The following is a 12500-nucleotide window of genomic DNA, read 5'->3' as shown; positions in this document are numbered from 1 at the left end:
AGGATCAGGTAGGCGCACACTGGCCGGCGGCGGTGAAGGCGAGTACGGCGTTCTGCCCGCCGAATCCGAAGGAGTTGCTCACCGCGTGCTCCATCCGGTGCTGCCGGGGCGCCTTGGCCACGACGTCCAGGTCCATGGCCGGGTCGAGTGTGTCGAGGTTGGCGGTGGGCGGGATGACCTGGTGCCGGAGCGTCAGCACGGTACAGGCCGCCTCGATGGCACCGGCGCCGCCGATGGCATGGCCGATGGTGCCCTTGACAGCGGTGACGGGCGGCGGCCGCCGGAAGACCTGGCGGAGCGCGTTGTGTTCGGCCGTGTCTCCCTGCGGGGTGGAGGTGCCGTGCGCATTGATGTGATCGATGTCCTCGGGGGCCAGTCCGGCGTCGGTCAGTGCGCCGCTGATGGCGCGTGCCGCGCCGTCGCCGTCGGGGTGCGGGGAGGTGAAGTGGTGGGCGTCGCAGGACGCGCCGAAGCCCGACAGCAGGGCCTGCGGGCGTACGCCCCGGGCGCGGGCGTCCTCCGTGCGCTCCAGGACGAGGACCGCGGCCCCTTCGCCGAGCACGAATCCGTCGCGGTCCCGGTCGAACGGGCGCGACGCGGCACGCGGCTCGCCCGCCCGGCGGGACAGGGCCCGCATCTGGGCGAAACAGGCGGCGGTCATCCGCAGCCGGGCCGACTCGCTGCCCCCGGCGAGTACGAGGTCGCAGTGACCGGACAGCAGCCAGTCGCGGGCCAGGCCGATGGCGCTGGTGCCCGAGGCACACGCCGTGCTGACCGCCATGTTGGGGCCGGTCGCGCCGAGGTCGAGCGCGATCTCGGCCGCGGCCATGTTGGGCACGCTGCGGGGCAGGGCGAGGGGCGAGATCCGTTCCGGCTCCAGGTCCGCGAGCCGGTCGAACTCGGCCTGCCAGCTCTGCATGGACCCGGTGCCGACGCCCATCACGACGCCCACGCGCGCCCCGTCCCAGTCCTCCGGGCGGAGCCCGGCGTCGGCCACGGCCTCCCGGGCGGCGAGCAGCGCGAAGGTGGTGAAGCGGTCGAGGCGGCGGCTGAGCCGGTGCCCCAGCAGGGTGCGTACGTCGACGTCCGGAACCCGGCAGGAGAAGGCGACGGGCAGCCCGTCGAGGCCCGGGTCGGCCGAGGCGGTGGAGATCCCGGCACACAGGCCCGCCCAGGCCTCGTCCCTGCCGACACCGGCCGGAGTGACCAGCCCCAGACCCGTGACGGCCACCGGCGGCCGCCGCGGGGAACGCCGTGGATTCACCAGCTGCATGAGCGGTGATTATCGATGGCCCGTGTGCTTGTGCCCGCCTCGGCCACTCCGTTCGGCCGAGAGGCGGACGCGCTACCACCCGGATGCGGTAACGACCGCCTGGACGCGGCTCGTCAGTCCTCGGACATCAGTCCCGCCGCGATGGTCGCGCCCAGTTCCCAGCACGCCTCGATGTCGGACTTGGCGGGCTCACCGGTCACGGTCACCGCGTCCGCCGTACGCCGCCAGCCGAGGCCCGTGGTGATCGACTCGATCCCCCTTGCGGCTCCCGTGACGTCGTTGCCTCCGTGCACGTAGTAGCCGAAGGGCCGGCCCCGGGTCTCGTCCAGGCAGGGGTAGTAGACCTGGTCGAAGAAATGCTTGAGGGCGCCGGACATATAGCCGAGGTTCGCCGGTGTGCCGAGCAGATAGCCGTCGGCGGCGAGCACGTCGGACGCGGTCGCCGACAGCGCCGCTCGCCGCACGACCCGTACGCCCTCGATCTCGGGCGTCGTCGCACCGGACACGACGGCCTCCAGCATCGCCTGGCAGTTGGGCGACGGCGTGTGATGAACGATCAGCAAGGTAGCCACGCCCCGAACCCTGCCGTGGCGGCCCTGCCGTCCGCAAACGGCGGTGGAGACCGTGCTCTCCGACGCCTGCCCCGGGACTCGTACGGCGCTGTCGGTGCCCTCGGATACAGTGTCCCACCTGGATCGATGGGGTGGGAGACGGTGTTGCGGATCACGATGGGGACCGTGCAGGGCGGACTGGCGCCCGTGCTGTTGCTGGCGGGTGTGCTGACGGGTTGCGGCGAGTCGCCGGAGGAGGACCCGAAGGCTTCGGCGACGGCTCAGGCCGAAGGGGCGACGGGCGGGGCGGGCGCGACGGGTACGGCGGCCAAGAGCGGTGGCACCATCGGCGCCGCCGGCTCGGCCTGTGAGCTGCCGGTCACCTTCGACATCGCCAAGGGCTGGAAGGCCAAGGCGGTCGACTCCGGTGCGGCTTCGGGCGGTTCGGGCGGCGCCGACGACGAGTTCGCGCAGGAGGTCGCCGACGCCATCCTCCACCAGGGTCCCGTCACCGCCGCGTGCGAGATCGATGCCAAGCCCGCCGGGCACATCGGCTTCCTGCGCGTGTGGACCGGCTCCCCGGCCGACGCCGACGCACGCACCGTGCTGCGGGCCTTCGTGGCGGCCGAGGACAACACGAGCAAGGAGAAGTACCGCACGTTCAAGGCGGGCGACCTCTCCGGCGTCGAAGTGGAGTACCTCTACACCAGCAAGCTCCTGGACGAGGTGAAGAAGGAACGCGCCCTCGCCGTCAGCACCCCGGACGGCCCGGTCGTGCTGCACCTCGGCGGGATGGACACGGAGGAGCACGAGGCGATGCTCCCGGCGTACGAACTCGCCAAGCACACGCTGCGCGTGGCCTGAGCCCCGCACGATCGGGTCCGCGGAAACGGCAGGGCCGTCGCCGTCCGGGTGCGCGAAGGGGCACCCGGACCGCGACGGCCGACCGTCCGCGGCGGACGTCACATGGAACGGCGTCCCATCCGGCGCAGCACCACGAAGCCCGCGATCACCAGCAGCGCGCCGATCCCGGCGGGCCACAGGTTGGCGCCCGTCTCCGCAAGTCCGCCCTGGGCCTGCGGCTGGGTCTGTACGGCGGCTGCCGACGGGTCGTTCGCGCCCTCGGCCGAGGGCTGGGCGGGCTCACCGATCTCGGCGGGCTGAGTCGCCTGACCGCCGTCGCCCTTGCCCGAGGCGCTGCCGCCCGAGCCTGCCTTGTCCGAACCGCTGTTGCTCGAACCACCCTTGTCCGAACCGCTCGTGCCCGAGTCGGTCTTCGCGGAACCACCCTTCCCGGAGCCGGAGTTCTGCGAACCACCCTTGTCGGAGTGGCCCTTGTCCGATGTGGCGTGCGTGGGTGACGAGGAGCTGTACACCCGGGGCAGCTCGCTCGCGGGAGCGGTCGCCGTGGCGTCGTCCGTCGGCTCGGCGGACGGCGGGTCGGCCGGGGCCTGAGAGGGCTGCTCGGTCGCGGTGTCGCCGGGAGCCGGCTCCCCGCCGTTGCCGGGCGAGGCCGGGCTGGAGGCCGGCGGCTCGCTGGGGTTCCCGCTCGGGTCCTGACCGGGGTCGGCGCCGGCACCGCAGGTGCGGCCGGAGTTGATGCAGCCGACCATCTCCTTCATCAGGCCCTCGTCGAAGACGTTGATGAAGTCACCGTGGTCCGTGACCGGCTTGTGCAGCTGCTCGGGGAAGGAGTCCACGGCGAACAGCGGCACCGTCCGCCCGCCGTCCTGGAGGCTCGGCGCGTCGACGTCGTAGACGATGCGCTGCACCAGCTGCGGAATGGCCTCGAACCCGTTCGGGCAGTTGCCCTCGGCGTCGGCGAACGCCACATGGGTACGGTGGTTGGCGCTGTCGATGTTGCGGCCGTCCCAGCAGCTCTGGAATTTGAAGGAGCGCACGACGTCGCTGCCGGAGGGGCACAGCGGGTACTTGTCCTTCAGCTGCCGGTCCTCGAAGCCGGTGCAGCTCCACGACGCGTTGGCGTTGGCGGGGCCGTTGACGAACGCCTTGGCGTCGCCGGTGATGATGCGCAGCAGGCGCGGCATTTCCGTGACCTTGCTGCGGGGGTTGCCCACGAAGGTCAGCGTGACCTGCTTGGGCGTGACGATCTGACCGGCGTTGCCTTCGGTTCCGCCGCCGGGGGCGCCGGCGTCCCGCTCCTGCTTGCCGTTCTGCAGGCGCAGCACGGGCCAGTAGTACGTGGACCTGTCGCCCTTGTCCACACAGCTCGTGTCGCCGTTCGCCAGGTCGTCGTCGCTGGCGAAGGCGTTGTTGGCCTGGTTTCCGACGTAGTCGTGGAAGTGGTGGGCGCCGTTGGAGACACCGGGGGCGACGATCACGTTGTCGGAGTTGAACACGCCGTTGGCGTTGACGCCGCAGCTGCTGCTGAAGGTGCCTCGGGAGGCGTCGGACTGCGGGGCCGGGGTCTGCACGTTGGGCTGGACGGAGGTGATGTCCGCGTAGTCCGCGACCACGGGGCCGTTGCCGGCCTGGCCGCCGTTGCCCTGACCGCCCCCGGTCTGCCCCTGGCCGCCGTCGGCCGGGCTCTGGCTAGGAGCGCCCTGCCCGGTGTCGCCGCCACCCTGGCTCTGGTTGCCTGAAGGCTGCAGCGTGCACGCCGCCATGTCGTCCAGACCCTGCGGGCGGTCACCCACCTGGTCGATGGCGTCCGAGATGCGCCCGATGGCCTCGTCGCGCTTCTCCTTCAGCGGGTTCATGATCGCGTCGTCGGCGGACCCGGAGTTCTGCTGCTGGGCCTGTCCCCACTGCTGCAGTTGCTGATAGGCCGCGGCAACCTGCTGGTCGAGGAGGGCGAGTTCCTTGTCGACGCTCTCCCTCGCCCCGTCCGGCACATCGGTCAGCCGGCTGCCCACGTCCGGGCAGTCGATCGTCGCGCCGGCGGCCAGCACCTGGCCGGTCTGGCTCGACTGGTCCGAGCCGCTCTCGGTGGCGGAGGCGTAGACGTTCGCCGCGATCAACCCCCCTCCACCCAGCATCAGTGCGACCGCTGCGAAGGTCGCGCGTCGTGCGCCTGTCGGGCGTCTGCGCGTATTGCGTCCCACGGAAGTACCCCTGGTCTGGTCGAGGCCGGCTCGGCATGGAAATCCCCCGCCTCATACGGACCCGAGGGTGACCGTGTTCAACGGCCCCGGAGATTCATCGCAACCTCACAGAGAACGCGGGCACCGGCACGGGGCGCCGACTCCCTCCGGGGAAGGCGCCACCGACGACACGGCGTCGATCGTCGTACGGCTCTGTGTCACCGAGGCCCCGTTCGCACCGAACCTCCAGGCGGATATCACAAATACGTATCGGACATTTCACACGTCAACCTTCACACGAGGCACACAAGTTGGCTAGGTTGACGACCAGGCCGCACGGCTTCCCCCGGCGAACCCCGCCGGACCGCGTGGCCTCCGCCGAGTCCGCGCCCTTCGGGGCAGCAGGAGCCGGGGACCCGACCGACTTTGGGGTGAATCGGCCCAACTGCCCACCAGGGCAAGGGCCGTAGGGCACGCCTTCCGGAAACGACCGCCCGAACCCGACAGCTAACTCGGTAGGCGGAGTACGGAAGGAGTACGTCTCCCATGGCGACGGAGAGCCGCGACGAGGTTCGGCAGCGGATCGACAACCTCTACGACCGGGCCGAGAACGCCACGGGGAACTACAACGCGACCCGCGCGATGTCCGCGGGGAACCGTGGCCGCGGAGTTCCGCTCCGCAAGCGGCCGGGCGGGGGCGCCGATCCCGAACTCGACGAGGTCACCCGGCAGTGGTTCGACGCGGCGCGGGCGAAGTTGGGTCCGACCGTGCCCGCCGTACTGCCTGCCGACCGGATGCCCCAGCAGCGCTCGTCCGGGAATCGTGGCACCGCTCCGGCACGGGGCGGCTTTTCCGGCGGTGAACTGGAGAAGGCCGCCCGGCCTCTGCCGCCGGAGCTGACCGCCGGGTCGAGCGGTCGGCCCATCGCGGAGTTGCCAACCCGGTCCGTGCCGGAGTTGCCTGGTCGTGCCATCGCCGAGCTGACCGCCCGGCCGGTCGCGGCACTGCCGGCCGTACCCGAGCCGCGGCTGGAGCTGGAGGCGGCCCCAGGCGCACTGCTGCCCGCGGCCGCGGCCGGGCCGCGCCACCTCGCCGGCCGACTCCAAGGGGCGCAACCAGCGCAAGCTCACCGCGGCGCGCGACCTCCTGAGCCGCTACGCCGCCCCGAGCGGCGCCCCGACGGCCGCGATCGAGTCCCGGCCGGCCGCCCAGGAATCCTGGTTCCCGCAGACGGCCCTCGGCACGACGGACTCCCTCACCACCGGCACCCTGCCCGTCCAGCCGACCGTCACCGGCACGGCAATGGGCCCGTTCGCCGCGGACCCTCTCACCGACACGGGCTCCTTCGCGACCGGCTCCCTGCCCGTCCGGACAGACATGACGGCCACGCCCATCGGCATGGGCGCCCTCACCGACACCGGGACCTTCGCGACCGCTCCCCTGCCCACGCAGGCAGCCATGCCGACGGTCACGGCCGCCCCCTACACAACCGGTTCCTTCGCCATCGGCGCCCTCACCGACACCGGGACCTTCGCGACCGCTCCCCTGCCCACGCAGGCAGCCATGCCGACGGTCACGGCCGCCCCCTACACAACCGGTTCCTTCGCCATCGGCGCCCTCACGGACACCGGTTCCTTCGCCGCCCCCGTCGGCGCGGGCGGCGTGCCGGAGTCGGCCTACGGCGGCAAGGCCATGAAGGCGCTCGCCTTCGCCCGCGCGCAGATCGGCAGGCCGTGTGTCTGGGGAGCGATGGGGCCGGACTCGTACGACTGCTCCAGCCTCACCCAGGCCGCGTGGAAGGCCGCCGGGGTCGCGCTGCCGCGTGGCGCGGCGGAACAGGCCCACGCGGGGACGCCGGTCGCGGTGACCGACATCCAGGTCGGTGACCTCGTCGTCTTCTTCGACAACGCGAGCCATGTCGGCCTCTGCACGGGCAACGGCATGATGATCCACGCGCCGGGCCCGGGATCGTCCATCCGCGAGGAGTCGATCTACGGCGCCGGGGAGTCGGCGATCCACCGGGTGATCCGGCCCGCGTGAGGCCCGGGGCGCCGTACCGGGGCACGGCCGTGCCGGGGACGACTCATCCGCGTCGGCCGCGCCGGCTCTCGTAGTGGTCCAGGAGGGTCTCCTCGATCGGACGGTAGGTGATGCCCAGTTCGCGCACGCTCCTGCCGTTGTCGACCCGGAAGCGGATGCCGAGGTGTTTGCGGATGTAGTTCTGGGTCAGGCCGAAGGCGGGTCCAAGGACGCGCACCGGCCAGTGCGGGAGCGCGGTGCACGGCAGGCGGAGGTCGCGGGGATGGCGGGTGCGGATGATGCGGGACATCTCGAGGAAGGACGTCATGGTCTCGGCCGCGACGATGTAACGCCCCTCGGCCTCGGGGTTCTCCGCCGCCGCTATGTGCGCGTCGGCCACATCGCGTACGTCCGCCGTCGTGAAGCTGAAGTCCGGGGCGCCGTAGCAGAAGTAGCCCTTGAACAGCTCGTCGAGCAGGAACAGGCTGCCGGACTCCGACGCCGGGGTGAGTGAAGGGCCCAGGACCAGGCCGGGGTTGACCGAGACCATGCGCCAGCGGTCCTGGGCGGCCTCGGCCTCCCAGGCGGCGCGTTCGGCGACGGTCTTGGCGTAGTGGTAGGGGTTGTCGGCCACCGTGCTGGAGGTGTTGAAGTACCGCTCCGAGAGCACCTGGCCGTCCATGTCGAGGACGTCCGCGTAGTCACCGAACATCGCCCCGACCGTCGAGGTGAAGACCAGTGTCGTGACCGTCGGCGTCCGCTCCACGCTGCCCAGGACGTTGCGGGTGCCGAGCAGGGCAGGGTCCACCATGTCCCGTTGGCCGTCCTCGATCTTCTCCGGCATGAAGAACGGCGAGGCGACGTGGAAGACGACGGAGCAGCCGCGCAGCGCCTCGTCGAAGGAGCCCTCGGTCAGCAAGTCCGCCTGGAAGAGGGTGAGTTGGTCGGGGAAGGCCTCCTGAAGGTCCCACAGCGGCCGTACCTTCGCCGGGTTCGCGATGTTACGCACGGTGGTGTGGACCCGGTATCCCCGTTCCAGCAGACGCCGTACCAGATGGCTGCCTACGAACCCGCTGCCGCCGGTCACCGCGACCGTCGTCTCCCCGCGTCCACCCACGCTGTCGCTCCTCGGTTCCGGCCGGCGGTTCGTCGTGGAGCGGGATGATCCCGGTCCCGGGCCCCAGCCTCGGGCATGCCCATGACCGGTGTCCACCCGCCTGCCGCGAGCCCCGCGACCTGCGCATCTCCCCGACGGGTCATAAGCACAACTTCCCAGGGGCATAAGATCGACTTATGGGGTCATAGACCGAACCCGCGTACTGACCTGGAACTGCCCCGGATTAGGCTCCCCGTACGAGTCGCCTGATTTCACTCGAAGGGAACCTGATCATGCCGCGCCCCCTGCGGGTAGCCATCGTCGGAGCCGGCCCCGCCGGGATCTACGCCGCCGACGCCCTGCTCAAATCCGAGGTGGCCGCCGAACGCGGTGTGTCCATCGACCTATTCGAGCGGATGCCCGCCCCCTTCGGCCTGATCCGCTACGGCGTCGCTCCCGACCACCCCCGCATCAAGGGCATCGTCACGGCCCTGCACCAGGTGCTCGACAAGCCGCAGATCCGCCTGTTCGGCAACGTCGACTACCCGACGGACCTCAACCTCGACGATCTGCGCGCCTTCTACGACGCCGTGATCTTCTCGACCGGCGCGACGGCCGACCGTGACCTGTCCATACCCGGCATCGACCTCGACGGTTCCTACGGCGCCGCGGACTTCGTCTCCTGGTACGACGGCCACCCGGACGTGCCGCGCACCTGGCCGCTGGAGGCCGAGAAGGTCGCGGTCCTCGGCGTCGGCAACGTCGCCCTCGACGTGGCCCGCATCCTCGCCAAGACGGCCGACGAGTTGCTGCCGACGGAGATCCCGCCGAACGTCCACGACGGCCTCAAGGCCAACAAGGCGCTGGAGATCCACGTCTTCGGCCGACGCGGCCCGGCGCAGGCGAAGTTCAGCCCGATGGAGCTGCGGGAGCTGGACCACTCCCCCAACATCGAGGTCATCGTCGACCCCGAGGACATCGACTACGACGCGGGGTCGATCGAGACGCGGCGCGGCAACAAGCAGGCCGACATGGTCGCCAAGACCCTGGAGAACTGGGCCATCCGCGACGTCGGCGACCGGCCGCACAAGCTGTTCCTCCACTTCTTCGAGTCGCCCGCGGAGATCCTCGGCGAGGACGGCAAGGTCGTCGGCCTGCGCACCGAGCGCACCGCACTCGACGGAACGGGCAACGTCAAGGGCACCGGCGAGTTCAAGGACTGGGACGTCACGGCCGTCTACCGCGCCGTCGGCTACCTGTCCGAGAAGCTGCCCAAGCTGCCCTGGGACCTCGGCTCCGGCACGGTCCCGGACGAGGGCGGCCGTGTCATCGAGGACGGCGGCGCGTACCTGCAGTCCACGTACGTCACCGGCTGGATCCGGCGCGGCCCGATCGGTCTGATCGGCCACACCAAGGGCGACGCCAACGAGACGGTGTCCAACCTCCTGGACGACTTCGCCAACGGCCGTCTGCACACGCCCGCCTCGCCCGAGCCGGAGGCCGTGGACGCCTTCCTCGCCGAGCGGAACGTCCGCTTCACCACGTGGGAGGGCTGGTACCGCCTCGACGCCGCCGAGAAGGCGCTGGGCGAGCCGCAGGGCCGCGAGCGCGTGAAGATCGTCGAGCGCGAGGACATGCTCAGGGAGAGCGGGGCGTAAGTCTCCGACCGGGTGAGCGGCGGGGGTCGGCGGCTGGTGGCCGCCGACCCCCGCTCGTCCATCACTCCCGTACGGCCCGGCCATTCTGCCGGTCCGCACCGGGCCGACGGCCACCAGCTCCGCCTGGGTCCCGGGGAGGCGGCCCAGGCCGTGCGGACCGCCACGAACTCCTCGTGCACCTCGGCCGGGGCCGACTGCTGCGCCGACCGGCGCTGATGCTCGCTCAGTTCCTCGACGGGCAGCGCTCCCGCGGCCGCGAACAGCATCACACCGGTCCGGCGCGCGGCGTGAGCGAGCATGCGACCGGTCCTGACATGCGCCACGGACAGCCCGCACGGGCCGGTGGAAAACTCCAAAGGCCGTGTCCCGGAGGTCTGTTAACGTCCTGCGGTGATCTCCCTCCGTGAACCCGCATTCTTCACCCGCCTGCGTGACGCGCGGCGGGTGCTCGTCGTCGGAGCGGGCGGGGGTTTCGACGTCTACGCCGGGCTTCCGCTGGCCCTCGCCCTGCGGGCGGAGGGCAAGGAGGTGCATCTGGCGAACCTGTCCTTCGCCGACCTGTACGGCCTGGACCTGGAGGTGTGGGTGGACCAGGACGTCGCGGCGGTCCGCCCGGACACACCGCTGCGCGGCGACTACTTCCCGGAGCGGGCGCTCGCCCAGTGGCTCTCGGCGCAGGAGCTGCCGTCCACCGTGTACGCGTTCGCCCGCACGGGTGTCGGCCCGCTGCGGGCCGCCTACCGCGCGCTCCTCGCGCATCTGGGCGGTGTCGACGCGGTCGTGCTGGTGGACGGCGGGACGGACATCCTGATGCGGGGCGACGAGCACGGGCTGGGCACTCCGGAGGAGGACATGGCCAGCCTGGCCGCCGTGGACGGGCTCGACGAGGTCCCGCACCGGCTGGTGGCGTGCCTGGGCTTCGGAGTGGACGCGTATCACGGCGTCAACCACTCGCTGGTCCTGGAGAACCTGGCCTCCCTGGACCGCGAGGGCGCCTATCTGGGCGCGTTCTCGCTGCCGAGGGAGAGTCGCGAGGGCGCCCTCTACCTCGACGCGGTGGCCCACGCCCAGCAGGCCACCGCGAGCCATCCCAGCATTGTCCACGGGTCCGTCGCCGCCGCCGTGCGCGGCGACTTCGGTGACGTGCGTTTCACCGAGCGGACCAGGAACAGCGAGTTGTTCGTCAACCCGCTGATGGCCCTGTACTTCTGCGTGGACCTGCCCGGACTCGCCCGGCGCAATCTCTACCTCGGCCGCCTGGCCGACACGTCCCTGATGCGGCAGATCAGCACGGCCATCGCGGAGTTCCGCGACGAGCTGCCACGGCAGCGGCCGCCGCGGGCCTTCCCGCACTGAGGGGCCATCAGCACGGCCCCACGTGGCACAGCAAGCGAACAGGGCCCTCCCCTAAGCGGATGGGCGGGCGGGCCCCGTTCACCGGATCCATTGTCGTGGTCCGGACAGGTCACCGGCACGGGTGAACGACGATCACGTGAAGTGCGGCATACGCACCCCGAGTGAGGCGCGCACGTCCCGTGTGCGCGGGGCGGTACCCCCGGGGGGCCGCCGGGCCGGGTCCCGGGGGTACGGTGCTCCGGCGCTCAGGGCCCGTCGTCGGCGACCCCCGCCGACGTGCCACGATCGCCGAGAGTGATACTGGAAGGCCCACCCCGCCCCCGACGCAGATTGGCCCATGTCGAACTCCGCCACCGACAGCCCCACGACCCCCGACACGGTGTGGCCGGCCCGCGGCCGCCACATCGGCCCCGACGCCGAGGACGTCCTGCTGCGGCACCTGCGCCGGCTCAAGGACGACGAGGTCCTCGACGACTTCACGGAACCCAAGCCGGCCGAGGACACCCCGGAGCGCGTCTTCGAGGCACGCTGGCGGGTCGCCGACGAGGTGACAGTGCGGGCCCGCCTGACACTCGCGCCCCCGCAGGAGCAGGAAGAGGGGCGGGTGTGGCAGCTGCTGGCCGAGGCGGAGCAGCCCTGGAGCGAGTGGTGGCCCTCCCCCGCCACCATGTTCTGGCCCGACGGGGACGACGCCTCCTGGGACCACCACCACGCCGTGGCCGGCCTGCGCCTGGGCGGTGTCGGCCCGCTCCCGTCCGACGACAAGGACATGCGGCGCGTCATCAGGGACGCCGCGCGCGAGTCCTGGTCCGTCAACGTCGTCGTGCACGAGGCCATGACCCCGGACGAGCGCGGCCGGCGGCCGCTCGCGCAGCTGCTGCCTCCGGGGCTGCGGCACCGTGTGGTGGAGCACCGTGCCGCGCCGCAGCAGCTGCGCGCCGTCAACTGGGCGCTGCGCGACCTCGGCGTCTGGGTGCCGCGCGGCGGAGCCGTGATCGTACCCCCGGATCCGGCACCGGCCGGCTACGACGGCCCGGAGTACTCGGTGCGCAGCGTGTTCCTGGACGGCTCCGAACCCACCGAACTGCTGGACGTGCTGCGGCGCTTCGCGGCCCTGCCGAAGCCGATGCCGCGGGGCGTCGAGGAGGCGCTGACCGGGCTGCGCGAGCAGTGGACGCTGATGACCCTGGAGGAGGAGCTGGCCCGCGAGCGCAGGCTCGTGGCCATGTACGCCGAGGCGCTCGAGGCGATGACCAAGTCCCGGGACCTCTACCGGGACGCCGCCGAGAGAGCCCACGAGGCTCTGGCGGCCTACAAGGACACGCCTGCCCCGGCCGCCGGGCGGCCCGGCGCGCCGGCGGCCTCCCCGTTCCGGCAGCTGACCCGTACCTTTGAACGGTGGAAGGGCACCGCCAAGGGGCTGCGCCCGGCCCCCACCGCCACTGATCCCTCGCAGGACGGGGACGACACCGGCGAGGCGGGGCGGGTGTCGTAGTCCCGAC

General features: G+C 71.7%; 11 protein-coding genes and 1 riboswitch. Of the genes, 6 read left to right on the top strand and 5 right to left on the bottom strand.

Annotated elements, in window-relative coordinates; genetic code table 11:
• Positions 1-4: 4 nt before the first annotated feature.
• Together N8I87_RS36810 and N8I87_RS36805 are read right to left on the bottom strand one after the other, a co-directional pair.
• Positions 5-1273 (bottom strand): beta-ketoacyl-[acyl-carrier-protein] synthase family protein, encoded by a 1269-nt coding sequence (locus tag N8I87_RS36810; RefSeq protein WP_263215184.1) that lies wholly within the window; start codon positions 1271-1273, stop codon positions 5-7.
• 113 nt (positions 1274-1386) lie between these two features.
• Positions 1387-1845, bottom strand: a complete 459-nt coding sequence (locus N8I87_RS36805; protein WP_263215183.1) for a flavodoxin family protein — start codon at positions 1843-1845, stop codon at positions 1387-1389.
• A 156-nt stretch (positions 1846-2001) separates the two neighbouring features.
• Here N8I87_RS36805 and N8I87_RS36800 point away from each other — a divergent pair, with 156 nt between their 5' ends.
• Entirely contained in the window at positions 2002-2688 is a 687-nt protein-coding gene (locus N8I87_RS36800) for a lipoprotein (protein WP_263216847.1), read from the top strand.
• A gap of 98 nt (positions 2689-2786) precedes the next feature.
• On the opposite strand, the gene N8I87_RS36795 is transcribed toward N8I87_RS36800, so the two are convergent.
• Both N8I87_RS36795 and N8I87_RS36790 read right to left on the bottom strand, forming a co-directional pair.
• The gene (locus N8I87_RS36795; RefSeq protein WP_263215182.1) at positions 2787-4823 is read right to left on the bottom strand and encodes a DUF1996 domain-containing protein; all 2037 of its coding nucleotides are present in this window, start codon (positions 4821-4823) and stop codon (positions 2787-2789) included.
• Positions 4824-5234: 411 nt separating this feature from the next.
• Positions 5235-5406: riboswitch (cyclic di-AMP (ydaO/yuaA leader) on the top strand.
• Between the two features lie 617 nt (positions 5407-6023).
• The gene (locus N8I87_RS36790) at positions 6024-6200 is read right to left on the bottom strand and encodes a hypothetical protein (protein ID WP_263215181.1); all 177 of its coding nucleotides are present in this window, start codon (positions 6198-6200) and stop codon (positions 6024-6026) included.
• A gap of 46 nt (positions 6201-6246) precedes the next feature.
• Here N8I87_RS36790 and N8I87_RS36785 point away from each other — a divergent pair, with 46 nt between their 5' ends.
• A complete protein-coding gene (locus N8I87_RS36785; protein WP_263215180.1) occupies positions 6247-6909 on the top strand; it encodes a C40 family peptidase in 663 nt (220 codons plus the stop codon).
• Between the two features lie 43 nt (positions 6910-6952).
• Here the strand turns inward: N8I87_RS36785 and N8I87_RS36780 are convergent, their stop codons facing one another.
• Positions 6953-8005, bottom strand: coding sequence for an NAD-dependent epimerase/dehydratase family protein (locus N8I87_RS36780; RefSeq protein ID WP_263215179.1), 1053 nt, complete (start codon positions 8003-8005; stop codon positions 6953-6955).
• Between the two features lie 272 nt (positions 8006-8277).
• Here N8I87_RS36780 and N8I87_RS36775 point away from each other — a divergent pair, with 272 nt between their 5' ends.
• The 4 genes from N8I87_RS36775 (at position 8278) to N8I87_RS36760 (ending at position 12493) form a co-directional block, all read left to right on the top strand.
• On the top strand, positions 8278-9642 hold the full coding sequence (locus N8I87_RS36775) for an FAD-dependent oxidoreductase (RefSeq protein WP_263215178.1): 1365 nt from the start codon (positions 8278-8280) through the stop codon (positions 9640-9642).
• A 12-nt stretch (positions 9643-9654) separates the two neighbouring features.
• On the top strand, positions 9655-9858 hold the full coding sequence (locus N8I87_RS36770; protein WP_263215177.1) for a hypothetical protein: 204 nt from the start codon (positions 9655-9657) through the stop codon (positions 9856-9858).
• Between the two features lie 174 nt (positions 9859-10032).
• A complete protein-coding gene (locus N8I87_RS36765) occupies positions 10033-10998 on the top strand; it encodes a DUF1152 domain-containing protein (RefSeq protein ID WP_263215176.1) in 966 nt (321 codons plus the stop codon).
• Positions 10999-11335: 337 nt separating this feature from the next.
• Positions 11336-12493 carry a hypothetical protein gene (locus N8I87_RS36760; RefSeq protein WP_263215175.1) on the top strand — a complete coding sequence of 386 codons (1158 nt, stop codon included), beginning with the start codon at positions 11336-11338 and terminating at the stop codon, positions 12491-12493.
• The last annotated feature ends 7 nt before the right edge of the window (positions 12494-12500 follow it).

It is taken from the genome of Streptomyces sp. HUAS 15-9, from assembly GCF_025642155.1.
Classification (GTDB): domain Bacteria; phylum Actinomycetota; class Actinomycetes; order Streptomycetales; family Streptomycetaceae; genus Streptomyces.
Note: the sequence above shows the minus strand (reverse complement) of the source record. Positions and strands in the feature narration are given on the sequence as shown.